We start from the raw sequence: 26,533 nt of genomic DNA, 5'->3' as shown, positions 1-26,533 counted from the left end.
TATCCACTTTTACAATACCGAACGATTACAAGCAAAACTAAACGGCCTCAGTCCGAAGGAATTCAGGACCAAGGCCGCTTAATTAATTTTTATTTTTTGTACTGTCTACTTGACGGGGTGCAGTTCAAGCTGGAGCAATACAGTCTTGGACTGCTTTTTTTCTGTTATTCAATCATGTCCCGTTTGCTGAATTCACTGAACTAACTCTTAGAGATTCCACTCTAACAATCTATACAATTATTTACTGATTGCACCGCTTGGGTACAACGTAGTTCCTCCAATTGAAACTTTAATATTGTCTGTTAATGGAACATTGGATTCATTAATAACGGTTCTCCACCAATCCCACGCAAGGCCCGTACATTCTTTTGCGATAATGGTGATGTTTTTGGAGTTCGGCGGCAGCGAGATTACCGTAGAGAAATGTGCTGTTTTATCATAGCCGTTTCCATCCCAAGTTTTATGAGTCAAGATTTCACGTCCATTTGCATCAAATGTATACTCATCCCAGGATATAAAAAACTGAGCAACATAAGCACCCCTATGATCTAGCGTAATTTTCCCTTTCGTAAATTCATTTGCCTTAGACTCAATATATTCCGTATTGTTGTGGACGGCCGCAATCGAATTATCCTTCAAAAAAATGCTTGTATAAGAAATTGGGTAGGCCGGATTTTTAAGACTGAATTGTGCATTTTCCTTTATTATATTTTGAATCACATTAAAATCTTTGGAGACAATCTGATTGTGCGATTGAGCATCGCCGCCTAATACAACAGCAGTAAATGAACTGTTCTCATAAATGTCTTTGTACTGCCCGCTTGCTTGAATGCCCTGACCCTTAAGCAATGCTTTGAATGCTGATTGCACTTCATTACTTTTTGAAGTCGTCTCCAATTTCACATAAATGGTTCTGCCATAAGCAACATTGGATACCATAAGTGGCGGTGCCGAATTACTTACCCCTTTACGGGCTAAATCTGCAAACGTCACATTGCTATCAAATAGATCTGAAGGATTGTTAGGAAGCCCAGCGCTTACGGTATAAAAAATTTGCTTATAGGCCGCAACCATCACTTTTTTCTCGCTTTTTGCAACCGCATCAAAATCGATGCCGAGCGTATTGTCGAGATACTTCGCGTTTACATTCAGTGCGCTAGCAATCTGATTTTTGCTGTAAACCATAGATTCTGAATATTGTAATCTTGCAGGTAAAGTGCGGGTGGCCGAATACTTGTCACTCCAGGTCGAAACTAACTGATCGACTGCACCTGAAACAGTGCCATAGGATGGATTTTGCACCGAAACGGTATTTTCATTTTTCATACCGGGCAAATCGATGCTAATATTGAGTGGTTTTCTCGGAACCATGATCAGATCAGGTTGATTATCAACAAAAGCCTGGTTTGCAAGTTGTATTGCGCCTGGGTAGGTGCGGCTTGTCATCGAATCAATAATCGAAATATCAACGGGTGAGGTTGAGAGGGATTTCTTCTCTCGTTCAACTACGATTATTTTCCCGTCCGCCTGGATCCCTTCTTTGGGAACGAAACTATTGATGTGATCACCATTTACGGCCAACACATCATTCCGATTATAATTCAGGCTAGCGATCCCCGTATCGATATCATTCGAGACGGCTGTTTCAGCAAAGGAAAAACTTGAATAAGTAAAGACATTTAAACCGACTAGCAGACTTATGAGGAATTTTGTGCTTGTAGAATGTTTCAAACTCTTCATGAACATCTCCTCCTGTTAGCAATAAGAATAGTTTGGATCAATAATCACTGACACCATAATACTATATCGGTTTTTTAGTTCCATATGTTTATACTTTACAAAAATTACGATGGAATGACCAACACGCTGTGTTTGTTTTCAAGTTCTTGAAGGTACTTTACCGGGTTCTTTCTAAACCTTCCGTGTGGCACATCTTCGCCCAGTCGAGACACTTTTGACAAACTCAATAACCTTATTCCGCCGCTGCTTCTATTAAACTATCGATCTGTGAGAAAAAAACGGAAGATCCGCTTGGTTTCCGCATACCTTCGGCGAGAGCTTATTGATTTTTCATGACTTCTTTAAATGTCTGTATACCTATGGGAGAGCACTGAAAAACGATTACAGAATAAGAAAAAAAAGACTGGTGAGCGATCATCAGTCTTTTTTCTTGCATAGCTTTATCCATTCACCGCGGTAATTTGATATACTACTTCTGAGGTGACATTATCTTAGAACTAAACAAACAACAAACACTTTCCTTTCACAGCGAATTATATAAATTGATCCCCCAGACCATTTACTTATTCAAATTCACCAACTCATTGACTTTTCGTTCATTATGGATTTTCCCGTCTTGAGGAGACCAAAAAGATTGTGAGCGATGAGCGGTTATTAGCGTGGAAAGGGGTGCAGTCTGCCATAGATCCCGATGCCCGTTTCGGCTGGAAGAGCGCCACAACTTTCTTTTTTGGATACAAAGAAAGCATCGCAATGACAGAGGATGGCATCATTACGGCAATGAAAGTAGAACCAGGTAACGCCAGCGATCCGAAGGCATTCCCCGACCTAATGAAGCAAACGGCTGAAACAGGACTTGTCGTCAAAGAGGTGCTTGCCGACCGAGCGTATGGGAGTTTCACGAATCTCAAGCTCCTAGCTAAGGATGAAATTACGCCAACGATTAAGCTAAATGCCATGATGCTATACGGGCATCAGGACGAACAAAAGGAGAAGTTCCTGTACCATAAAGACAGTGAATCAGTGGAGTGTCCTGCGGGGCATCATAGCACTCGAAAAGCAAAAATGGGGCGAAAAAACGGAAATGAGTGCCAGCGGCTGACATTCTTCTTTGATGTGGATAAGTGCAGCACTTGCCCTCTGCAAGAAGGCTGCTACAAACCAGGATCTAAATCCAAAACGTACTCCGTTCCGATTGTTCCTGATTTCAAACAAAACGCAGTTGAATACCACGAATCTGAAGCGTTTAAGAAACGCTACAAGATGAGATACAAAATTGAGCAGAAGAATAACGAGCTAAAGACTCATCATGGCCTGGCGAATTCACAGTATAGCTGAGGTCTTCTTGGCATGCGAATACAAGCTGTCCTAACTGCAATTGCAGTAAATGCTAAACGAATGGTGAAGCTAGCGCAGTTAATAGTAGCCCTTTAGAGGGCTATTCCACTCGCGTTAATTCCAGTAATTGCAAAAAAAGTCGATGCAATGCTGCTTTAGGCAACAATACATCGACTTTTTCAGTGCTCTCGGATGTTCGAGCCTGTCCTTCTGTCATGTCCACGGGTCAAACCCATTGAAGATGACGAAGGTTACAAGTTTAGCATGCGCATATTAGCTTCTGGATAACGGGTGCCTGAGGCAGCGCCATGGGGAGCGATTTCGTCAATCAGGGCTAATTCGTCCTTCGTCAGCTCAATGTGAAGCGCTCCGATATTTTCGTTCAGATTTTCTCGACGTTTCGTCCCTGGAATCGGAACGATGTCTTCACCTCGCGAGAGAAGCCATGCGAGGGCAAGCTGGGCAGGCTTACAGCCTTTTGATGCAGCAATTTCTTTAATCTGTTCTACAAGATTGAGGTTTTTTTGAAAGTTATCGCCCTGAAACCGAGGGGACATGCGCCGATAATCGTCTTCCGCCAGATCCTCGAATTTCTGGATTTGTCCAGTGAGAAATCCTCTTCCAAGGGGGCTGTAGGGAACGAAGCCGATACCAAATTCACGACAAGTCGGCAAAATTTCATCCTCGACATCGCGGCTCCACAGAGAGTACTCTGTTTGAAGAGCGGTTATGGGATGAATGTGATGAGCACGTCGAATGGTTTCTGGAGCAGCTTCGGATAAACCGAGATAGCGTACTTTCCCTTCAGTTACCAGGTCTGACATGGCCCCGACAGTTTCTTCAATAGGTGTATTGGGATCGACTCTGTGTTGATAGTACAAGTCTATGTATTCAACACCCAAGCGCCGCAGGCTCGCCTCGCAAGCAGCTTTAACGTATTCAGGGCGCCCGCTGATGCCGAGAAATTTGCCGTCCTCGCCGCGCATACTGCCGAACTTTGTTGCAATGACAATTTCATCGCGACGTCCTTTCAAAGCTCGCCCGACGAGTTCTTCGTTCTTTCCAACCCCATACATGTCTGCGGTATCCAGAAACGTAACCCCAAGATCAAAAGCGAGATGAATCGTGCGAAGGGATTCTTCTTCGTCGCGGCCACTATAAAATTCCGACATGCCCATACAACCCAGTCCGAGGGCCGAAACCTCTAAGGTGCTTGTTCCTAAGCTTCTCTTTTTCATCCTATACCGCCTTCCTATAATATTATTTCCATAATATGACTAGTCTGCCTTCAGTGTAGTCTTCTCCAATTGCCTTTACAAGTGCTAGCAAGCTTATTTGCACGATCTCCTCTTTGTAACCTATAATAAAATGGGAACACATATTCCGGGGAAGGTGTCAGAATGAGTACATTAACTAAAGCGATACTATTAGCTGCTAAAGCACATGATGGTCAAACGGATAAAGGTGGAAATCCATACATCCTGCATCCGATTCGGTTAGCTTCAAAAGCTAAGACAACGGAAGAAGCCATTGTTGCCGTCTTACATGATGTGGTGGAGGATTCTGCCTACACATTGTTTGATTTGAGACGTGAAGGTTTTAGTGAGGGGATTCTATATGCGTTGGATGGTTTGACAAGAAGAGTGGATGAGTCCTATGAGGAGTTTATACTAAGAATTAAACAAAACCCGCTAGCCACTAAGGTGAAGCTTCTAGACTTAGAAGATAACCAAGACATTAGCCGCATTCCTAATCCTACCGAAAAGGATTTTGAGAGAATCAATAGATATAAGAAAGCAATGGCTGCACTAACTTTTTAATCTAACGTGAATGTTACGAAAAATTTGGCGAGACAACCTATTAAGCGGGTTGCTCGCTTTTTTCATGTTGTGAATGGTAAGAATATGGCGTGCTGGCCTGCTTACATAAAGGTTACCTAAAAAAAACAACAGTCCATATAAAAAAAGTCTCTTCCATATTCGGGTGAATGGGATTACAACTTAATTATCACAATATTACTCTTCATCCTAGAAGTTGGATATTTGATTGTTTGAAGGGGGGAATTCGTCATTTAGATTAATTCTGACATCTCTACAATTCAAATTTAAGGAGGAATAATTTTGTTGATAGCGAGAAAAGGTTTGGCAGTTGTGCTAGGTGCGACACTTGCTATTTCTTCTTGGGGTTTTCTTCCGGTTTCGAAAGTGGAGGCAGCGGGGGTGCACGAGTCACTTCCAGATTGGTCTAAAGCGGGTTACAAAAGCGGGGCGTCTTTGCCAACGGGGGGGACGGTTATTGATTTAACCACCAAAGGTGTTAAGGCCAATGATGGATTGGATGATTCGGATGCGCTACAGGCAGTAATCGACGCTATCCGCAGCGGGACCCTTACTGTTAATGGCAGCAAGGTCAGCGAGACGAATCGGGCTGTTTTACAATTTCCTGCGGGGCAGATTGATCTGAGTAAATTCACGCGGGTGGATGCGAGTTGGATCACAATTCGAGGTGCGGGCACCGATCCTGCCACGGGGACGAAAATCGTGTTCAAACCAGCAAGCACCTATGTATCCGAAAACGGCCTGCCCGTCATAGACGGAAAGCTATGGCCAGGATATGGAGCCTTTCGTGTGGAGGATCGGGATAAAAGCCCCGATGAACCCGATTACGAAGGCAGTATTAACTTCCATTGGAAGACTGGCGTTAAGGTGGCCGCTGCCGGCGGCGGAACGAAAGGCAGCAGCCAAGTTAAATTGGCTAGCGGAGGAGCCAGTAAATTCAAAGTCGGTGACACCATCTATGTAGGCGCAGCAAATACAACTGATTTTTATCAAATGATGGGCGCGCCGGAAACGTACTGGATTAACCAGCACATGCGCAGTCAAATGTTTAAGGTCGTCAGTCTAAGCGGTGATACGTTAACGATTGATAAGCCACTTGAATTTGACATTCCGTTTAGCAATGGCGGGACAATTCTAGGGACGACTTACTATAGCAAGGTCATGCCGATCAAGCTTGTAGAAGGGGTCGGTTTTGAAAACTTTTATTTCACACAAGATATTTCTTATACGCAATATAGCAATAAGAACGCAAACGATTATGATGCGAACAGCAATCCTGGCGGCGTTGGTCTCAAATATACGAATGAGGCTCCGGAATATGCGATCCATGCGATTGTTTTTAAATGGGCCCAAAATGGATGGGTGAAAGGTATTCGCACCTATATGACAGGTTCACATCCCATCGTTACTGAGTTCGCCAGATACATGGAGTTCCGGGATAATGTCATTTTCGGTGCATGGAATAAAGGAAAAGGCGGACATGGCTACTTCCGCGGATCCAAATTGTATGATAGTAAGATTATCAACAATACAATTGATCGCGTTCGCCATTTAACGCTGCAATGGTCAGCAACGGGCAACGTTGTTTCAGGTAACACGATGACAGTTGATATGAATCTGCATGGTGGTTGGGAGCGTCATAATTTAATCGAAAACAATACGATTACAGTCCCTTTCCTTCATCGGAGCTGGGGCGAGGGTGAGGGCGGGGCAGAGCCAGAAGGCGGAACCTGGTTCCCAATCTGGTACGCAGCGGGGCCTCATGCATCGAAGTGGTCAGGTTCATCTGGCGAGCAAAATGTGTTTTTTAACAACACAATGAGCAAGCAGCAAACGCAGGGTGGAAGCTATACGACGTATGCACCTTATAATGATCCTCACCGTATTTATGAAATAGGTTGGGATGGAACCAAATGGATGCATTTGGCGAAGCCTGCTGGAACGATTATCAGCACATGGACGGACAATGAAAAGGTTGATTATTCGACGGCTCCAAATGCTGGTGTGTATGATTGTTTAACCTTTTCTGGAAACTCCTTATTGGGTAGTGGAACGGCTGTGGTAAATTGTGAAGGCAGTAATCCTGGGGATACGCAAGCACCAACCACACCAGCGAATTTGGCAGTCACAAGCACAACAGCCTCCAGCGTGACACTTTCATGGAGCGCTTCGACCGACAATGTAGGCGTAACCGGCTATGAGGTGTATAGGGGCACAATCTTAGCCGCATCGGTTACAAGCACAAGTGCGACGGTAAGTGGGCTTAGCGCGAGTACAGCCTACACGTTTACAGTGAAGGCCAAAGATGCTGCCAGCAATCTATCTGCTGCTAGTAGTGCGGTAACGGCAACGACAAACAACGGAACGACGCCGCCATCTGCGAATCTGGCTCTGAACAAAACTGGTTTTTCCAGTTCAAATGAAACAACGAGCGTGGGAGCAGCTAAAGCCTTCGATGGCAATGCGATATCGCGGTGGGGAAGCGCCGAGGGGATTGATCCGCAATGGATCTATGTTGATCTTGGCGCGAAGAAAAGCATTAACAAAGTCAAATTATTGTGGGAATCTGCCTATGCGAAGAATTACAAAATCCAAGTATCCACCGATAGCGCAGCGCCTACGAATTGGACGGATGTCTATTCAACCACAACGGGGGACGGGGCCATTGATGAGCTTACTTTCCCAGCGCAAGATGCCAGATATGTAAGGATGTATGGTACGGCTAGAGGAACAGCTTACGGGTATTCTTTGTATGAATTTGAAGTGTACGGTTCAGATTCAACAAGCGGAGACACCCAAGCGCCATCGGCGCCAGCGAGTCTGGCAGTAACCGCTACAACCGCTTCCAGTGTGTCGCTTTCCTGGAATGCATCCATAGACAACGTCGGTGTAACGAGTTATGAGGTATATAACGGCGCGGCGCTTGTGACAAGCGTGACAGGCACTAGCGCAACAATAAGCGGGCTGAGTGCGAGTACGACTTACGCGTTTACAGTAAAGGCGAAAGATGCCGCTGGCAACGTATCCGCTGCAAGCAATACGGTTAGCGCAGCTACAAGCGGAGGTACGCCCAATCCGCCGAATACACCGGTTACGCTAACAGCGATAGCGGATAGCTTCGTTCGCGGAGGTACGTATGCAGGCGACAATTATGGTTCTTTGGATACCATGAGCATCAAATTAAGATCTTCCAATGCCTCTTACGATCGCAAAGGGTATGTGAAGTTTAATACGTCTTCGTTAAGCGGCCCTGTAAGCTCAGCAGCATTAAAGCTTTATGTGACGAATATTCACAGCAATACGACGTCCTACACGTTGGAAGCTAAGGGGATTAGCAATGATGGATGGAGCGAATCCACGCTTAATGCAACGAATCAACCGTCAGAAGCTGGAACCCCTGTGGGTACGGCAACGGTGAATCAAGAAGGCGTCTATATAAATTTTGATGTTACCGCTTTCATTAACAGTCAAACAGACGGAGCGGCAAGTTTCCGACTTGCAGGTCTGAATGAAGATTTGGGTTCTGATTATGCGACCAAAGAAAATGCCAATGCGGCTGCCCGCCCCATTCTTGTGGTCAATGGAGGGGGAAGCAGCGGAGGAGACACACAGGCCCCTTCTGTACCAACCAATCTAACGGTTATGGGGAAAACGTCATCAAGTGTGTCTCTCACTTGGAATGCCTCTACGGATAACACTGGGGTGACGGGTTATGAGGTGTATAACGGTTCGACTTTAGCGGCTACAGTACCGGGTACGAGCGCGACAGTGAGCGGATTAAGTCCCAATACGGCGTATGCATTTAAGGTAAAAGCAAAAGATGCGGCAGGCAATGCTTCCGGGGGAAGCAATCAAGTCAGCGTGACCACGGATAGCGACGTTATTGTCGGGCCCGGTTGCACTAACGCACTAACTTCTACAGCCGCTATTCAGACTGCAATGAAGAATGCGAAGCCCGGCGATGTCATACTTATTGCCCCAGGGGCATACATTGGAGATGTTTCAACGGCCGGCGATATTCCCAGAACTCCTGAAGATCCGTATGGGCCAGGTCTATTTTACTCTCCGAAAAATGGGACGTCTGCAAATCACATTGTGATGAAAAGCTGTGATCCCCAGAATCGTGCCACATTAAAAGGCGTTGCGATGAATGATGGATCCTATGGCATTCATCTGACAGGGGATTATTGGGAGCTTCGCGATCTTGTCATTATGAACGCACAAAAAGGAATTGTTGTGGATAATGGCAATCACAACTTGCTGAATAACGTTGAAGTTCATCTCATTGGGGATGAAGGCGTGCATTTCAGGGATGGCAGCTCGTATAATACGTTGGAATATTCTAAGATTTATGATACGGGCAACTATCAAGCCGGGTATGGAGAAGGGGCTTACGTCGGTTCAGATGAAAGTACGCCCTATGAACATATCGTCATCGGAAATGTCATAAGATACACAGTATTTAATGGCGATATTACAGCAGAGCATATCGATATCAAAGAGGGCGCTGACGGGACGATTGTTGAGTATTGTAACTTCAATGGAACGGGTATCACGGGCGACAATAGCGCCGATAGCTTCATTGATGTGAAGGGCATCAACACCGTTGTCCGTAATAACCAAGGGTATCGGAATGGGAATGCTAATGTGGTGGATGCGTTTCAGGTACGGACTCATGGCTCCCTGTATGGAACAGGAAAGAACAATACTTTTTATAACAATACAGTTAATTTAGATGGCGTGCCGGGCTATGTTGTTTATGCGACGAGTGCAGCTACAGGCACGAAAGCGCATGATGATGTTAGAATAAATGGCGGCAATCTATATAACAACAATGTAAATAAATAAGCAGGAAGTGTACGCTGATTGCTCACAAGGATAACAGTGTCTCAGGTGCTGCAGGTACTCTTTGAACAAAGACTTCGCAGCATCAGATTCCCTTTCCCAATATAGAGTCACTTTTATCCTAAAAGTTAAAACGCTTATATTTAAAAATAACAGGTAAAGGGGGGAGTAGTGATACAGCAGGGCGTTCAGTAAGATTTACATCCTCGGATCTGGATTGATCAAGATGGCAAAAACAATCAATTAGGAGGTATTAGAATGGAAATGACCAAGGTAAGGCCCGTCAAAAATAAGTTGAAGGTTTGGTCTGTTGCTGTGCTTTGCGTTACCTTTTTAACGGCGAGCTTTCTCTCGCCTGCATTAGAGCAGAAGGCCGAAGCTGCAGGCGAGCAAAAGCCCTTTCCACAGCAAGTAAATTATACGGGGATCACGAAACCTAATCATGTTACGCAAACACAATTGAATTCGGATGTTGCTTCTTATTATAATTCATGGAAATCAAGCTACCTGAAAAATGACTTGTCCTCTCTACCCGGCGGATATTATATCAAAGGTAATATAACCGGAGGTGCAGATGGGTATAAACCATTAGGCTCCTCTGAAGGTCAAGGATATGGCATGGTGATTACCGCCTTAATGGCAGGCTACGATACGAATGCAAAAACCATTTACGATGGTCTTTTCAAGACAGCCAGAGCTTATAAAAGCTCAGCAAATGGAAATTTAATGGGTTGGGTGGTGGCAGATGCTAAAGCCGCTCAAGGTCATTTTGACTCGGCTACCGATGGGGATGTGGATATTGCTTACTCCCTGATTCTTGCTCATTATCAATGGGGATCAACAGGTACGATCAATTATTTGGCAGAAGCCAAAAAGATGATTACAGATGGTATTAAAGTGAGTAATGTCACGACCAATAACCGATTGAACCTGGGCGATTGGGATGAGAAAAATGCTTTGAATACGAGACCGTCTGATTGGATGCTTAGTCATTTAAGAGCCTTCTACGAGGTTACGGGTGATCAAACATGGCTTAATGTCATCAATAATCTGTATAGTGTTTACACTTCATTCAGCGCCTCCTATTCCCCAAATACGGGACTGATTTCGGATTTCGTTGTAGGAAATCCACCTCAGCCAGCTCCAAGAAACTTTCTGGATGAGTTTCCAGAAACGGATGAGTACAATTACAATGCATCTCGCGTGCCTTTGCGAATTGTTATGGATTATGGGTTATACGGAGATACAAGAGGTAAAGCAATTGCTGATAAGATGGCTACCTGGATTAAAGGGAAAACAGGCGGCAATCCTGACAATATTAAAGACGGCTATAAATTAAATGGGGCAGTGACAGGTTCAGCAAGCGGATCCGAAGGCGTTTTCGTCGCTCCCTTGATTGCAGCAGCTACATCGAACAGCAGTAATCAAGCTTGGATCAATGCGGGCTGGGATTGGATGAAGAGCCATAAAACAGGCTATTACAGCGACAGCTTTTCATTGTTAAACATGTTGTTTATTTCAGGCAACTGGTGGAAGCCTGTGGCTGGTGGCTCACCAGATACACAAGCACCTTCCGTGCCAGGGAACTTAACCGTTACGGGTAAAACCGCTTCCAGTGTGTCCCTTTCATGGAACGCGTCTACGGACAACGTAGGTGTAACGAGCTATGAGGTTTATAACGGGGCAACATTGGCTGCATCAGTTCCAGGTACGAGTGCAACTGTAAGTGGGTTGAGTGCGAGCACGACATACACCTTTACTGTGAAGGCTAAGGATGCGGCTGGTAACCAATCAGGCGTTAGCAATACAACAACGGCTACGACAAATAACGGACCAACGCAGCCAACGAATCTGGCTCTGAACAAAGCTGGCGTTTCCAGTTCAAACGAAACAACGAGCGTAGGAGCAGCTAAAGCTTTCGATGGCAACGCGACAACAAGATGGGCGAGTGTTGAGGGTGCTGATCCTCAATGGATCTATGTTGATCTTGGCGCTACGAAGAACATTAATCGAGTTAAACTAAATTGGGAAGCTGCTTATGCGAAGGGCTACAAGATTCAAGTATCCACTGATAGCGCATCTCCATCCAATTGGACCGATGTTTATTCAACGACTACAGGGAATGGTGCTATTGATGATCTTACAATCACTGCTCAGGATGCCAGATATGTAAGAATGTATGGCACGGTAAGAGGAACTTCTTACGGATATTCTTTATATGAATTCGAAGTCTATGGTACGGATGTTACAAGGTGATACCCAAGCCAGCAAGACTTATACCTTTGCAGTGAAAGCGAAAGATGCAGCTGGCAATGTTTCTGCTGCGAGTAATGCCGTCAGTGTGACGACAAGTGGAGGAACGTCCAATACGCCAATTACGCTAACGGCAACTGCGGATAGTTCCGTTCGCGGCGGTACCTACGCAGGCGATAATTATGGTTCGCTGACTACCATGAGCGTTAAGCTAAGAGCTTCCAATGCTTCCTACGATCGCAAAGGCTATGTGAAGTTTAATACTTCCGCCTTTAGCGGGAATGTAAGCTCGGCCATTTTGAAGCTTTACGTGACGAATATCCACAGTAATACAACATCATACACATTGGAAGCTAAAGGAATTAATGATGATGTTTGGACTGAGGCTACGATCAACGCAACGAATCAACCCTCCGAAGCTGGGACGTCTGTGGGCACCGTGACGGTTGATCAAGAAGGTGTATATGTAAGTTTTGATGTAACGGCTTTTGTTAACAGCCAGACTGATGGAGCAGTGAGCTTCCGTCTTGCGGGTTTAAATGAAGATTTGGGGGCAGACTACGCGACGAAAGAAAATGCGAATGCAGCAGCCCACCCAATTCTTATCGTTAATGGAGGCTAGTTCTGCATCGCTCGACAAACTGGTTTCTTTTCCTAATTAGTTCGCTGCCCCTTTAGGACGGCGAGTGCCGACAATCCTTCTACTCATGGATTGTCGGCGTTTTTTTTATGTATATGATTTCAATGTAATGTAATGCTAGTTTCATACTTCATGCTCACAGCTTTCACCGAACTATGTTTACTGAAAGATAGTGGTGGAAGAGGTATCGGATTTTGTGAAGATCTTATGAGCATGAAAAAGGGGAGGGTCATGCGGCTTCGGCTGTATGGCTTATTTATGTAGAGGGGCGCTACTTGGATAGAAGGATTAAAGATTGAATAGAAAATACTGATTAGACATGGTTTCCTTGTTTCGGTAAATTTATGAATAGGCATATAGCATACAAAACCAATGTAATTTATATGATTAATAATAATATTTACTTTGTGACAGGAATAAGGAGGAAGATGGCAATGAGGTCAAACCTGACGGCTGCTTCTGAAGATATTAATAGTGAGGAATCTGTGCAATTAATCAAAGAATTGAGCGTGGAACTGGGTGCGCTTTACGGCTCAAGTTCCAGATCCTATTAAATAAACGACGAGGGAGGAAGTATGGGAAACAGAAACAAGCTATGTGATAGTATTCTGGATTTGATCGGCCAAACGCCCATGGTGCGTATTAACAAGCTAGTGAGTGAAGAAGATGCTGAGGTCTATTTGAAGTTGGAATCCTATAATCCAGGCGGCAGTGTGAAGGATCGCACGGCTTATGGCATCATTCGTCAGGCAGAAAAAGATGGTCTACTAAAGCCCGGAGGTACAATTATTGAATTGACAAGCGGTAATACAGGAATTGGCTTGGCTTCTATCGCGGCAGTTCTTGGTTACAAGACCATCATCTATATCCGAGAAAAATATAATAAAGAGAGGTTTGACCTTCTGCGTGCGTTCGGTGCCGAGATTATTACGTTTAGCGCAGATGAAGACATTGATGTCGTGAAAGAAAGAGTGGAAAAACATCATCAAGAATTGCCGAATAGCTTTGTCGCGAGGCAGTCGGAGAATCCGGCAAATCCGGCTATCCACAGGCTGACGACCGCCGAGGAAATTCTGGATCAAACGGATCGCAATCTCGATGCCTTTGTAGCTACCTCTGGAACAGGCGGCACGATAACGGGTATCGGAGAGCGACTGAAAGAAGTGGTGACGAATGTGAGCATCTATCTCGTGGAATCGGAACGTTCGAAGGTTCTCGAAGGAGAAGAACCTGGCGAGCATTATATCTATGGGATTAGTCCTTCGCAAATTCCAGAAGTCATAAATATGCAAATTTTGGAGGAGATCATCCATATTTCGGACGAAAACGCTTGGCTAACGTCAAAGGATTTGGCACGCAAGGAGGGCATTCTTGCCGGTCCTTCTACGGGGGCAGCGGTTTGGGCCGCTATTCAGATCGCTCGTCGCCTAGGTAAAGGCAAGCGGGTGGTTGCGCTTGGACCCGATACGGGAGAACGCTATTTAAGTATTGGTTTATTCGATGACAAACCGCTCGTATTTCAGTAGGAGGTTCACATGGGCAATAACATGGAAACGTTACCTCGCATCATCCTTGGACAGTGGCCTACCCCATTACAGGAAACGAGGCAGTTATCTGAAATCCTGGGCTGCAGGCTATTGGTGAAGCGGGAAGATTTATCTGGGCTTGGAGCTGGGGGAAATAAGGCAAGGAAGCTTGAATTTCATTTGGCTCAAGCTTTAGCAGAGCACGCAACCCATATTATTACGACAGGGGCTGCCCAATCGAATCACGCTCATTTGACGGCCGCGGCAGCTCGTAAATTAGGTCTACAAGCTCAGCTTGTACTAAATGGTCAGTCAGATCTGAACCGCTTGAGCGGTAATTTGTTGTTGGATCAAATATTAGAAGCGCAAATTACTTTTATCGAGCCCCCGATAAGTCAATCGAATCAAGCGTATATGAATGAAAAGATGCGTGAACTTGCCCATGGTGTTGCCCTAGAAGGGGGGAAAGCTTTTATTATTCCTGAGGGAGGGACGGACGCGCTTGGTACACTTGGTTATATTGTGGCGCTTCAGGAACTCGGAGTTCAACTAGAGCAGCTGCATCCGAAAGTAAGGCGCGTGCTTGTTGCAGTCGCAGTAGGAACTTGCGGCACGTTTGCAGGATTAATATCCGGCAAAGTGGTAGCTTCCTTTCCTTTTGAAATTGATGTTCTCGGAGTGAGCATTAGCGGGATTACGGAGATTAAAAAAAAGCGGACGGTTCAACTTGTAAATGATGCCTTACAGCTGGCTGGTTCTGCTGCTAAAGTGTCCTTAGAACAAATCGTAATCGAAGATAGGTTTATCGGAGAAGGATACGCCCAAATGACCAAGGAGTGTGGCGAAGCGATCCGCATCACCGCGCAGTCTGAAGGCATCTTTCTGGACCCTGTCTATACGGGGAAGGCAATGGCTGCGTTGATCGATAAAGGACGCGCTGGTGAGCTTAGAAGCTATGATGCTGTAGTCTTTATGCATACTGGTGGGCTTCCATTGTTATTTCATTATGGTTTAGATGAATGAATGTTGGTGTAGGGGAAATAAAAGGTCGGGTGAATATTAGCATTCACCCGACCTTAAAAAGGAGTTTGTTTATTTCTTAGCTACATCAGCAAGCACAAGCTTATCGCTTACTTTTTTCATCGTATAGGTTACGCCTTCTTTGGTAGTGAACTTGACTTGATCCAGCGTATTAGCCGCATCAAAGGTAACATCTTCTTTTTTGGTGTTCAACAGGTTTGTTGGGAAGAACGAAGCTGCATTCGTTACAATAGCGTCGTCTGCTTTTTTATCTGTTAGGTAATGTACGGCTATTTTCTCTGCCATAGGGGCATCGAAATAGCTGGAAAGAAATTTCACGGCTTTTTCTTTGCTGTCCGCAACGACAGGGTTTAGGATGAATGCTCCATCTTTGGACTTGACTTCACCGAATAGGAAGTCTATTTTCTCAAGCGCGATTCGAGCTCCGATGTAGCCTTTCATATTAACAGCATCCTGACTCTCTGTTTTTACTTGTGGAGAGACAGTTGCGTTAGCGGATGGAGCGGGGCTTGCGGATGAATTTTTTTGATCAGTTGAACATGCTGCCGCAGTAACCATCATAGAAAGTAGTAGAACTCCTGCTGCTGTTTTTTTCAATGTCATCATTGTGCACCTCTTCATGTAGTCATCTTGATAATGTGTTTGCAATATAAAAACATCCATATTATGTATATGGATGTTGCTGGCAAGTTAACAATATATACGATTATGTAAGAAATTGCAATAATTTGCGAGAATGTCACAAAAAAAACACAGTTTTTTCTCGTAGTACGCTAGGTTTTAATCAACCATCTGAGTCAAGTACGCTATCATCTTCAATAACAATGGTAGTATAAGAGTTCTCACTAAGTACGACATTATCTGAGGGGTTGAATAATTGAACGCCAAATGCCTCGAGGGGCTCGATTATGTTATCTTGGATCAATCGTATTGTAAGTATTTTGGAGTTTTCGCCTTCTTTAAAAGTAAGCTGGCCCTGTATGGGGATGAAATCCTGACCAGCTCTTGCTGACCTGCTTACAGTTGAATAATTTACTGTTGCGACACCAATGCTGTTCGTGCGAGTTACAGTTAAATTCATGCTCCCATCTCTTCTTTCTTTAACCTTACTCATAATAGGGATAAATTGTAGCTGTGGCTTAGCAGGTTTTGGTTGATAGGAAATATATCTGACCTCATTATATATTTGACCACTCATGAAACGAAGCTCTAGACGTAACTCTTTAATGCCGCTTGTCGTCTCTGCTAATGATACGATCCCATGAGCTTCATAATACGTATGTGGAACATATTGTTTATGACCGTCGATGGATACAGAAGCCGAAGTAATCCGTGACCAGGAAGGAACAGGACCTTCATCATTAGGCATATAACCTGCATCAATCAAAAGTTTATCGCTTTCGATAATCTGATAAGGAGTTGGAGACTCCCAAACTTTCCCCCAAATCTGTGCTGAACCCGCTGTTGGCAGACTTATCAAAAGCAAGGCGAAAATGATAAAAGAGTAAGCCATTCTTCTTTGCGTGAGTCTCATGTACTCCAAACCTCCTAGTTAATCGTTCTTCACCTAATCATAGTATCAAAAGGGAAAATTCGGAATAGTCTTGCAGGAGGAGTCATTCGATTAAAGGAAGGTTATTCCTGTCGAAGACTAGCTAATTGTGGGTAATCAAATAACCTTCAACGCCATTTGGTTGAAAGGTTTCTTTATACTTTTCAAATCTTATTCAACCAGGGATCAACGCAGAACTGCATCAACGTGTTGAAATTATTATTTCATTTGTTGCACGTTAAGGGAAAATTTACTTTTCTTCCATATCTAGTTAAAACGGTGCAAACGAATCAGCGATATAGTGGAGTCAGATCATAAAGGGAGACACATGCGTAAAATTTGGACAAGAACGACCTTGCTGCTGGCATGCCTCACATTAGTGGCAGTGAAGGTCAAGGGTATGAAACTGGAAGCACTGTTAATTTTTGGATTCCTCACGGAGCATGCAAAGTTCTCGATAAGACTTAAGCGAACGATGTTGTCCTTTGGCTATACACGAATCTTATTTAAATGAGTTCCAATAGTGAATTTCATAAATTAGTCATCTTGGCAAATCAATCTTGGATTAAATAGGTTGAGGTGATATAGTGAAAGACATGAATTGTAGAAAAGAGGCGCGCCATGATTGATCATATTGTACTTGTGAAATTTAGTGAAACCACGACACAAGATCAGCTACAGCAAGTCGTAGAGAAGTTCAGAGCGTTAAGGAATCATCTTGTAGGAATCGTGGATCTTCAAGCAGGTCTTAATTTCTCCGAGAAAAATCAAGGGTACCAGATTATATTAACGGTTCGCTTTGAGAACAAAGCGGCTCTTGAGGCTTATGGACCAAATCCAGAACATCAAGCGGTTGCTGCTTATATTAAAGAAGTAGGAAGAATAGATAGCATTGTTGTTGATATGGAAATCTAATTTTCAATAAGTGTAAAAACGCTGGTCACTTTTGTGACTAGCGTTTTTACATATATGGCTATGAAAACTGGATTTAACTCTTGTATTGGAATAGAGAAGTGGAAGGTTGCTCAAGGTAGAGTATAAGGGGACGACTTAACACTGAGCAAACAAACGAATGTTACCCTTACAGGGAAGGTATGCTTTTTTTGGAGGTGCGCATCATGAACCAATTTCCCATTATCGCTTCAGTTACGAAAGAGGAACAAATTCCGAAGATGTTGGAAAGTAGAGTAGAGAGAGTCAATTTAATGACAGGGCATATCGGAAATCTAGAGTCGATTATTAGACAAGCTCATGATTCAGGTAAAAAAGTCTATGTTCATATGGAGATGGTTTCCGGACTTGGCAAGGATACGTATGCGATAAGTTATTTAGCTGAAAAGTTTCACGCAGACGGTATTCTAACTACCAAATTAGCCGCTGTTGCGGCAGCGAGACAAGCAGGGATTAAAAGTATTCAACGTATTTTTGCGATTGATACGGCAGCTGTGCAAACGGCGATTCGCATGATTAACAGCAGCCACCCCGATGAGGTCGAGTTGATGCCCGGCTTAATGCCGAGAGTGATCAGCGAACTCAAACATACGATTAAGCAGCCCTTAATTGTAGGTGGATTAATTCGTTATGAGCAAGAAATGATCGAAGCGCTTGAGAGCGGCGCAGATTTCATCTCGACTGGCGACCCGTCAATGTGGTAGAAACCTTTACAAACTCTATGTATAGATTTAATACTGTGCTAACAAAACTGCTTTATGCTTAATTTAACAATTAAATATGCAGCACCAAACTAGTAATCATGGGTTGAGAATATGAGAAAACCCTTGTTCAGTAAAGTGTGAAAACAAGCCGGACATGCGTTATACGCGATGTTTCGACGACGCTTGTTTTTACATTTTCGGAACAAGGGTTTTTATTTTTTTCTGAAAAGAGGTAGAGCTGTGTCGGAGCACGTTGTACATCATAAGAATGGGTTCGAGCCTTTCTATGGAAATGCAGTGAAAAAGGAACAAAAGAAAGCTCAAAAAGGGCTTGACGATTTTCAAGGTTATTTATTTGATCTGGATGGCACGGTGTATGCAGGCAATAAAATATTGCCGGGTGTGCTTTCCACACTGAACAAACTTCGCGAGCAAGGGAAAATGGTCCTGTTTGTGACCAACACAACGATCCATACCCGAGATGGAGTAAGAGATCGCCTCCAACAGTTGGGGGTTCCTTGTTCCGAGGATGATATTTTAACGGCCTTATGCGTGTCCCGTATGTACTGTCAGGAACATTTGCCCAAGGCGAAGGTGTTGATGATCGGCGAACAAGCCATGAAGAGCGAATTGGAGAACTACGGTGTGGAAACAACGGAAGATGCGCTCAGCGCAACGCATGTGTTGGTGGGATTAGATAGGCAGTTTACTTATGAGAGGCTGACGCTTGGAATGAATGCCCTCCGCAATGGCGCGCGATTACTCGCTGCTAACCCAGATCCCTTCTGCCCGCTCGAAGACGGAGCGATTCCCGATACGTGGTCATTGGTGAAAGCCTTGGAGACTGCAAGCTTGCAGCCCGTTTTCAAAGTCATTGGAAAGCCATCTGATTACTACGCGCAGAAGGCGTTGGATAAGTTGGACGCAGCACCGGAGGCATGTTTAATGGTCGGAGATCGAGTTTCCACGGATATCTGCTTCGGTAATGCCAATGGCATGTATAGCGCGCTTGTGTTGACAGGAGCAGATTCTCGTAAGGACATCATGCTGCAGGGTATAGAGCCCGACTATGTGCTGGCTTCTCTCAGTGAAATCGTTGGGGAGCGTAGAAGGTACGGCGATTAATAAAGGCATTAACCTTCATTATTTGGAGGAAACCATACAAAACCTACTCTTGGGAGGACATTGAACATGAAAAAAGTATTGCTGACCTTAGCTGCGGTAGCGCTTGTTACATCCGCTTGCGGGCAAAAAGAAAGCACGCAGAACACCGCTCCTACGGATACATCAACGACTAGTCCTGCGGCTAAACAGGATGCGAAGCCAGTCGAGCTGCAGTTTTATTTTCCAGTAGCGGTTGGTGGTCCCATCACAAAGTTAATCGACCAATTAGCGAGTGACTTTCACAAGGAAAATCCGAACATTACTGTCAAAGCCGTATATGGAGGAAGTTACCAGGACACGATGACCAAAGTGGTTACGTCCGTGCAGGGCGGAACTTCACCCGATTTAGCGGTATTGTTGTCTACGGATTTGTACAGCTTGCTTTCTATGAATGCGATTGAAGATTTGACGCCTCGCTTCAACAAAGAGTACTTTAACGGCTTTTATGAAGCCTTCATGGGAAATACGAAATCGGGTGAAACCGTATGGAGCGTCCCTTTCCAACGGAGTACAATCGTTCTTTACTACAACAAAGATTTATTTAAAAAAGCCGGACTAGATCCAGAAAAAGCGCCAGCCAACTGGAATGAGATGCGTGAAGCTGCAAGCAAGCTGACGGTGAAGGATAGCGCTGGCAAAGTAGCGCAGTGGGGCATTGAAATCCCAAGCACAGGTTACCAATACTGGATGCTGCAAGCATTATCTTTGCAAACTGGCACTAACATCGTTTCCAATGATGGCAAGCATGTATACTTCAACAAACCAGAAGTTGGGGAAGCTTTGCAGTTCTACACAGACCTTGGCCGTAAAGATAAAGTTATGCCAGAAGGCACACTCGAATGGGCGACCGTTCCGTCCGATTTCATTAGTGGTAAAACAGCGATGATGTACCACACAACGGGAAACCTTACCAAGGTGAAATCCGATGCTAAGTTCAATTTCGGCGTATCCTTCTTACCAGCTAACAAGAAGTATGGTTCACCAACAGGCGGAGGCAACCTATACCTGTTCAAAAACATTTCCGAAGATCACAAGCAAGCTGCTGTGAAGTTTATGCAATTCCTAACGCAACCGCAGCGTGTCGCGCAATGGTCGATGGATACGGGGTATGTAGGTACGACCAAAGCTGCCTATGAGACGGATTTGCTTAAAAATTATATCAAGGATTTCCCTCAAGCGGCAGTGGCAAGAGATCAACTCCAATATGCGGACAGCGAGTTATCCACGTATCAGAATGGACAAGTAACTAAACTTTTCAATGATAACATTCAAGCGGCTTTACTTGGAAACATGTCGCCCAAAGAAGCGCTTGATAAGTCTCAGCAGCAGGCTGATGATATTTTGAAAAATTTCCGTAAATAAGGGCTTAATCCATATTCAATAAGGCAGGAACTATCACGGCAATGATGCCGTGATAGTCTTATGATAGGGCAGTTACAGTTAGTGAAAAAAAGGAAAAGGGTGCCTTATGCAAATGTGTAAAAAGCTGATGATTTACATGCTTCTGTTCGCTTTGATTATCTTACCAACGCTCTCAAATGGTGACGTTGTATCCGGGCAAGTAGCTGGGCCGAAGACACCTACTGGATTCGATGCCGTAGGGGGAAATCAAAGTGTCCAACTCTCGTGGACAGGCAGCGATGCTGCTGTTGGTTATCATATCTATTACACAGGCGCTGCACAGCCTGTTACGGTTGTTGGAGCGACTTACAGTTATACAATTACCGGTTTAACCAACGGAATGACTTACCAATTTCAGATGACGGCTTACGATGCAGCAGGCACGGAATCTTCGGCTACCGTGAATAAAAGCGTTAAGCTGCAGAGTGTCATTGATATGATACCGCCTATGGCGCCAAAAGGCTTGAAATCACAAGCAGGCCCCAACTTTGTTTATTTAAGCTGGGATGCAGGCGCAGAAGATGATCTTGCCAGTTATCGAGTCTATGTGAACGGTAAGCTGAATAAAACCGTCACATCGCCAGCACATGCGATTACGGTGACTTCATTAACCTTAGGCAATACGTATACCTTTGAAGTATCAGCTCTTGATACAGCTAAGAATGAGTCCGCTAAATCCGCAGCATGGCAGGCGACGCCGACTCATTCGCTCATGATTAGCGAAGTCGTGCCAGATACGGATAATTACGCTTCTTATGATGCTTTCGAATATATCGAGTTGTACAATGCGTCAGAAGTTCCGGTTGACTTGAAGGGGTACACGATTAAATCTGGCAGCTGGTCTAATGTGTTCAGTACATCAATCATCGTTCAGCCTTGGGCCACCCAATTACTGTGGACTAGGCGTGCTGAAATCGCCCCGCTTACTTTAGAGGGCTTTAACCATTATTATTTATCCGCCTACAAGAGCAAATATTTGTCTCCGAATCAAGTTGCCATAATGGATAACGTCGGAGGGCTGACGAATACTGGGAATCAAACGGTTACTTTGCAGGATGCTTACAGCAACGTGATTAGCAAAGCGGCATATAACGGAACGACGGATATTAGCCTTGGAACAAGTGCGGTATTCAGCTACCCGATAGATGGGTCTGTGAATATGCGTGTAAAGGCAACGAAACAAGCACCTACACCTGGTTGGTTGCAAGTAGGACAGGCGCCTGCTAAGCCGATTAAAAACAATCAGCCACCGCAGACACCGACTCATGTGCAGGCAGTTCCAGGGGATGGCTTCGTTACGGTAAGCTGGTTGCCGAATACGGAAAACGATTTATTTGGCTATAACTTGTATAGGAATGGAGTTAACGTACCCGAAGCATTTATTCCAGCTTCATCGAATGAATTTACAGTGAATGCCTTGACAGGGAATATGGCGTATACGTTTCAAGTTGCTGCAGTGAACACATCGAATGTGGAGTCGGCCTGGTCACCTAAGGTAACTGCGATTCCTGCACATGTTAAGCTGGGTCAACAGGAAAGGGTAGAGAACCCGCGGAATCCCGCCTATCAGTCGCTGTGGGATATCAGCAAAGAAGGTCCTGTTATTCCGGGATTGGCAGAGGAACTTGTTCCGCAAGGAGTCGGGTATGCCCCGAATGAACAATGGCTGTTGACCGACTATTACTTCACAGATGGGAGACCGGGTGTAATCGCTGTAACGGATGCTCGCACAGGTAAGTTCGTTAAATCGGTTTCGTTGTACCAGGAGGATGGTTCACCTTATACCGGACACGCTGGTGGGGTATCTGTAAGCAAAAGCCATGTGTGGATATCATCTGAGGGCTATCTCTATCAAATGAATTTAAACGATATTGTGAAAGCAGCAAATGGCGATCAGATTAAATTTGCCAATCGAGTTCCAGTCCCGGTGGATTCCGCATTTTCAACGTATGACGATGGTGTGCTTTGGGTAGGGGAGTTTTATGAGAGCGTTAGCTATCCGACGGATGTGAATCATTATACGACCACTCGTGATAATAAGACGAATCATGCTTGGATTGCAGGTTACGTGCTTGACGAAGCTGCGGATACGATAAAAGCAGACAAGTGGGATGGCGATAAAGAGCACAAAGCTGTTCCCGACTATCTCTTGTCTTCGCCAGATAAAATCCAAGGTATAGTCGTAAAAAAAGATACGATTTATTTAAGCTCTTCATACGGCCGAAACAATAACAGCTTATTATACAGGTATGCGAATCCTACTAGTGAAGCTCCACATGCACAAGTACAAGTCGGACAAGCTTCTGTACCTCTCTGGATGCTTGACGGAATTTCTCAAACAAGCAGTAACGCAACCCTTGTCGCCGTCCCAATGACAGAAGGGATGACATCCATTGATAATAAACTTTATGTCTTGGTGGAATCGGGAGCTAACAAATATCGTTATACAACAACTTATGTGATGGATAAGATACTAGAGATCAATATGGATCTGTGGGAGCTGCTTGGAACGGCGTCTATTCAAGACATTCCGCAGGTGCTTAAACGGGACGAAACTGTGCAAGCCAGCGTGAAAGAGGCACGTGGCTATGGGATTGCTATCGACCGGACACCATTTTATTCGTTTGTGAGCGGCAATACGGATGTTGTCGAAGTGACGCAAGGCGGAGCTATTACCGCTAAAGCGGTAGGGGAAACCGTCATTACGGCGACTTACCATTCAAGCAGCTTGCATGTTCCTATTCGTGTGGTAAAGCGTGACACTGGCGGTGGCAATAATAATGGCAGCGACGGTAACGGTGGGAATAGTAATAACAGTAATAACAATAATAATAGCGGAAACGACCATACAGGCAAGGGAAGTGGTGATAACCAGAGTGGCAACAAACATGTGATTCCTTTGTCAACGATAGAACAAGCAACTGTTAACCAAACTGTTCAAACGTACAGTCAGAATGCGAGTGCTTCTTTGACACAGGTAGCCGAAAGCTTTAAGTTCGATGCTGCTGCAGGTGCAAAGCAAGTGGATTTACCAATTATGGATAGTCAACCTGTTGGAACGCCAATTGGCATTTACCGCATAGCTGCTGAAGGAAAGTTGATTTATGTTGGGGGAACGGTGAAGAACGGCACCCTCAGCGCTGTTTTAACGGAGCCAGGTACTTACGTAGGATTAGCCTACAACAAAACCTATGAGGACCTGTCGGCAGCGAATTTTGCCTATGAGGCCGTCAGACAGTTGAGTGCGATGCAGGTGGTTAGTGGAACCGATACGAACAACTACACACCACAACAAAGCGTGACTCGTGCTGAATTCGTTGCTATGCTGGCTCGGATGCTCGGGTTGAAAGCTCAGCGCTCAACTAGCTTCACCGATGTGAAATCGGATGCCTGGTATGCAAGTGCGGTATCTGGCGCAGAAGAAGCGGAGCTGACACAAGGAATGTCAGGAAGCCTTTTCGCTCCAAATGAAACCGTATCTAGAGAACAAATGGCAGCATTCCTCCTACGTGCATATGCACTTAAGATGAAGCAAACCACATCTTCTGCAGCTGAAGCTTCATTCGTAGATATTTCTGAGGTAAGCCAGTGGGCAATAAAAGATTTGAACACCGCGTATGAGATAGGTCTAGTAAGTGGCCGTGAGCAAAGCCGATTTGCGCCGCAGGAGCGCACGACGCGTGCAGAGGCCGCAAAGGCTATCTATCAATTGCATTTGGTGCTGCCAAATTAACGTAAAGTCGAAGTTGCGGGGGGATAAGTTTGAAACAGCAAATGCTGCAAACAAGAAGAAAGATCAACTGGAAGGAAAATGCTTTTGCTTACGCGCTGCTGCTTCCTTCCTTGGTATTGCTGGCTCTCTTTACTTTTTATCCAACGATTAAATCGGTTTATTTAAGTTTCTTTAACTCTACATTGTCGATCAAGAAATTTGTTGGATTCGACCAATATGCACAAGTCTTACAAGATGATGTCTTTTTCAAAGTAATGAAAAACAATCTTCTTCTTTCCATTGGGACTGTTCCAACAAGTATACTGCTAGCGATTTATTTGGCGGTTTGGGTGAATAACAAGTTAAAAGGGACGAGTATTCTCAGAGCCGCTTTTTTCTATCCGACAATAATTCCGATGATTGCAATAGCAAACATTTGGTTGTTTATTTATACACCTGACTATGGATTGCTCGACAAATTTTTGGGGTTTATGGGGTTGCCTATCCACAATTGGTTGGGTGACCCTCATTGGGTCATTGTTTCCATGATTATTATGGTGATTTGGAAAGAGTCTGGTTTTTTCATGATTTTTTATTTGGCTGGCTTGCAAAACCTGCCAAGAGAAGTCTATGAAGCGGCTGAGATGGAAGGAGCAAGCCCATGGCATGTTTTTCGTAAAATTACGTTTCCTCTGCTTATGCCAACGACTTTATTCGTGATGACAATCGCTATAACCAATTCTTTCAAGCTTGTTGATCATCTGTACATTATGACAAAGGGCGGCCCGGATAATGCCAGCAATTTGTTGTTATATCACATTTACGAAACAGCGTTTAGCTTCTGGGATATGGGCAAGGCTTCTGTCTTGACGGTCGTACTGCTTGTTATTTTACTTGCAGTATCCATTTTCAATTATGCTTTTCTAGACAAACGTGTTCATTACTAGAGGGGGGAGAAGCTGACTTATGTTCGTTCGAGTGTTAAATCGATCACTTGTTGTGTTGTTAGGGATTATATTTCTAATTCCGTTGGTATGGACCGTTTTCACTTCTTTTACACCGTCGAGTGAAGTCATAACTAGAGCCAATCCGTTCGCAATTGTGAATCCGACATTTTCAAATTACATCTCCGCTTGGACGACGGTTCCTTTTGTCAGATATTACGCTAACACGATCATGATCGTGGGCGGTATTTTAGCGGTACAAGTGATTACAGCCACCTTGGCAGCTTATGCCTTTGCACGCCTCCGATTTATCGGACAAGGTATTGTATTTATTTTGTTTCTCGTTCAAATTATGATACCTGCGGAAATTCTTATTTTTCCGAATTATACGATCATTAAGCAGTTAGGTTTAGTAGATACGAAACTAGCGATTATGCTGCCTTTTTGGGCATCGTCATTCGGTGTCTTCTTGCTGCGGCAAACGTTTAAGCAAATCCCGCTGGATTTGGATGAGGCTTCTAAAGTAGATGGATGTCAGTGGTGGCGTACATTATGGCATGTGTATTTTCCATCAGCTAAGCCGACGTATATTGCATTTGGGCTGATCTCCGTGAGTACGCACTGGAGTAACTTTATGTGGCCGCTTATTGTGACCAATTCGGTAGAGAACCGGTCGCTCACAGTGGGACTTGCTATATTTGCCCAAACTTCAGAGACAGGGGCGCAATGGGGGACGGTAACGGCTGCGACGCTGCTTGTTGTTTTGCCGCTGCTGTTGGCATTTTTCGTCTTTCAGCGTCAATTCGTTGAGAGCTTCATGCACTCAGGGCTCAAATAAGTCTCAGCGGCGTTAAGAACAATTATGAATGAAAAGGATGAGGAAC

The 26,533-nt window shown here is 44.5% G+C and carries 20 protein-coding genes and 1 pseudogene; 17 read left to right on the top strand and 4 right to left on the bottom strand.

Annotation, left to right across the window (positions count from 1 at the left end; all coding sequences use genetic code 11):
- The first annotated feature begins 1 nt into the window (after nucleotide 1).
- Nucleotides 2-82 carry a hypothetical protein gene (locus GK047_RS30785; protein ID WP_481856064.1) on the top strand — a complete coding sequence of 27 codons (81 nt, stop codon included), beginning with the start codon at nucleotides 2-4 and terminating at the stop codon, nucleotides 80-82.
- 155 nt (nucleotides 83-237) lie between these two features.
- Here GK047_RS30785 and GK047_RS28010 read toward each other — a convergent pair whose 3' ends face one another.
- Nucleotides 238-1,746, bottom strand: coding sequence for a thiol-activated cytolysin family protein (locus GK047_RS28010; RefSeq protein WP_275901725.1), 1,509 nt, complete (start codon nucleotides 1,744-1,746; stop codon nucleotides 238-240).
- A gap of 630 nt (nucleotides 1,747-2,376) precedes the next feature.
- Here GK047_RS28010 and GK047_RS28005 point away from each other — a divergent pair.
- On the top strand, nucleotides 2,377-3,078 hold the full coding sequence (locus tag GK047_RS28005; protein ID WP_163953914.1) for a transposase: 702 nt from the start codon (nucleotides 2,377-2,379) through the stop codon (nucleotides 3,076-3,078).
- 251 nt (nucleotides 3,079-3,329) lie between these two features.
- On the opposite strand, the gene GK047_RS28000 is transcribed toward GK047_RS28005, so the two are convergent.
- Complete coding sequence (locus tag GK047_RS28000; protein ID WP_163953912.1) at nucleotides 3,330-4,316, bottom strand: aldo/keto reductase; 987 nt, start codon at nucleotides 4,314-4,316, stop codon at nucleotides 3,330-3,332.
- Between the two features lie 162 nt (nucleotides 4,317-4,478).
- On the opposite strand from GK047_RS28000, the gene GK047_RS27995 reads away from it, so the two are divergent.
- The 7 genes and pseudogenes from GK047_RS27995 to GK047_RS27965 all read left to right on the top strand — a co-directional run bounded on the left by GK047_RS27995 (nucleotide 4,479) and on the right by GK047_RS27965 (nucleotide 15,203).
- The gene (locus GK047_RS27995; protein WP_163953910.1) at nucleotides 4,479-4,898 is read left to right on the top strand and encodes a GTP pyrophosphokinase; all 420 of its coding nucleotides are present in this window, start codon (nucleotides 4,479-4,481) and stop codon (nucleotides 4,896-4,898) included.
- A 300-nt stretch (nucleotides 4,899-5,198) separates the two neighbouring features.
- Complete coding sequence (locus GK047_RS29970) at nucleotides 5,199-9,764, top strand: CBM96 family carbohydrate-binding protein (RefSeq protein ID WP_240344331.1); 4,566 nt, start codon at nucleotides 5,199-5,201, stop codon at nucleotides 9,762-9,764.
- A 369-nt stretch (nucleotides 9,765-10,133) separates the two neighbouring features.
- Nucleotides 10,134-11,303: pseudogene (locus tag GK047_RS29965) on the top strand (family 8 glycosyl hydrolase); the annotation flags it as partial.
- Entirely contained in the window at nucleotides 11,301-12,017 is a 717-nt protein-coding gene (locus GK047_RS29955) for a galactose-binding domain-containing protein (protein WP_346010401.1), read from the top strand. The pseudogene GK047_RS29965 and the gene GK047_RS29955, both read left to right, overlap by 3 nt.
- Nucleotides 12,004-12,636: a CBM96 family carbohydrate-binding protein gene (locus GK047_RS27975; protein ID WP_205517018.1), complete on the top strand. Its 633-nt coding sequence runs from the start codon at nucleotides 12,004-12,006 to the stop codon at nucleotides 12,634-12,636. The genes GK047_RS29955 and GK047_RS27975 overlap by 14 nt, the downstream gene beginning before the upstream one ends.
- A gap of 593 nt (nucleotides 12,637-13,229) precedes the next feature.
- Nucleotides 13,230-14,180 carry a cysteine synthase A gene (cysK, locus tag GK047_RS27970; RefSeq protein WP_163953905.1) on the top strand — a complete coding sequence of 317 codons (951 nt, stop codon included), beginning with the start codon at nucleotides 13,230-13,232 and terminating at the stop codon, nucleotides 14,178-14,180.
- Between the two features lie 9 nt (nucleotides 14,181-14,189).
- Entirely contained in the window at nucleotides 14,190-15,203 is a 1,014-nt protein-coding gene (locus tag GK047_RS27965; RefSeq protein ID WP_163953903.1) for a 1-aminocyclopropane-1-carboxylate deaminase/D-cysteine desulfhydrase, read from the top strand.
- A 69-nt stretch (nucleotides 15,204-15,272) separates the two neighbouring features.
- On the opposite strand, the gene GK047_RS27960 is transcribed toward GK047_RS27965, so the two are convergent.
- A complete protein-coding gene (locus GK047_RS27960) occupies nucleotides 15,273-15,827 on the bottom strand; it encodes a hypothetical protein (protein ID WP_163953901.1) in 555 nt (184 codons plus the stop codon).
- Between the two features lie 178 nt (nucleotides 15,828-16,005).
- Nucleotides 16,006-16,755 (bottom strand): Calx-beta domain-containing protein, encoded by a 750-nt coding sequence (locus GK047_RS27955; protein WP_163953899.1) that lies wholly within the window; start codon nucleotides 16,753-16,755, stop codon nucleotides 16,006-16,008.
- A gap of 346 nt (nucleotides 16,756-17,101) precedes the next feature.
- Between GK047_RS27955 and GK047_RS27950 the strand changes: the two genes are divergently transcribed.
- From GK047_RS27950 to GK047_RS27915, 8 genes are all read left to right on the top strand, one after another.
- On the top strand, nucleotides 17,102-17,287 hold the full coding sequence (locus GK047_RS27950; protein ID WP_163953897.1) for a hypothetical protein: 186 nt from the start codon (nucleotides 17,102-17,104) through the stop codon (nucleotides 17,285-17,287).
- A gap of 107 nt (nucleotides 17,288-17,394) precedes the next feature.
- Complete coding sequence (locus GK047_RS27945; protein WP_163953895.1) at nucleotides 17,395-17,688, top strand: Dabb family protein; 294 nt, start codon at nucleotides 17,395-17,397, stop codon at nucleotides 17,686-17,688.
- Nucleotides 17,689-17,891: 203 nt separating this feature from the next.
- A complete protein-coding gene (locus GK047_RS27940) occupies nucleotides 17,892-18,428 on the top strand; it encodes a glycerol-3-phosphate responsive antiterminator (RefSeq protein WP_163953893.1) in 537 nt (178 codons plus the stop codon).
- Between the two features lie 240 nt (nucleotides 18,429-18,668).
- The gene (locus tag GK047_RS27935; protein WP_163953891.1) at nucleotides 18,669-19,553 is read left to right on the top strand and encodes an HAD-IIA family hydrolase; all 885 of its coding nucleotides are present in this window, start codon (nucleotides 18,669-18,671) and stop codon (nucleotides 19,551-19,553) included.
- 66 nt (nucleotides 19,554-19,619) lie between these two features.
- Nucleotides 19,620-20,954 (top strand): ABC transporter substrate-binding protein, encoded by a 1,335-nt coding sequence (locus tag GK047_RS27930; RefSeq protein WP_163953890.1) that lies wholly within the window; start codon nucleotides 19,620-19,622, stop codon nucleotides 20,952-20,954.
- Nucleotides 20,955-21,081: 127 nt separating this feature from the next.
- Complete coding sequence (locus GK047_RS27925; protein ID WP_163953888.1) at nucleotides 21,082-24,726, top strand: S-layer homology domain-containing protein; 3,645 nt, start codon at nucleotides 21,082-21,084, stop codon at nucleotides 24,724-24,726.
- A 41-nt stretch (nucleotides 24,727-24,767) separates the two neighbouring features.
- Nucleotides 24,768-25,652: a carbohydrate ABC transporter permease gene (locus GK047_RS27920; protein WP_163953918.1), complete on the top strand. Its 885-nt coding sequence runs from the start codon at nucleotides 24,768-24,770 to the stop codon at nucleotides 25,650-25,652.
- 19 nt (nucleotides 25,653-25,671) lie between these two features.
- A complete protein-coding gene (locus tag GK047_RS27915; RefSeq protein ID WP_163953886.1) occupies nucleotides 25,672-26,487 on the top strand; it encodes a carbohydrate ABC transporter permease in 816 nt (271 codons plus the stop codon).
- Nucleotides 26,488-26,533 lie beyond the last annotated feature (46 nt).

The sequence above is a fragment of the Paenibacillus sp. SYP-B3998 genome (genome assembly GCF_010820665.1).
Taxonomy (GTDB): domain Bacteria; phylum Bacillota; class Bacilli; order Paenibacillales; family NBRC-103111; genus Paenibacillus_E.
The sequence above is the reverse complement of the archived record's forward strand: the minus strand, read 5'-3'. Positions and strand labels throughout refer to the sequence as shown.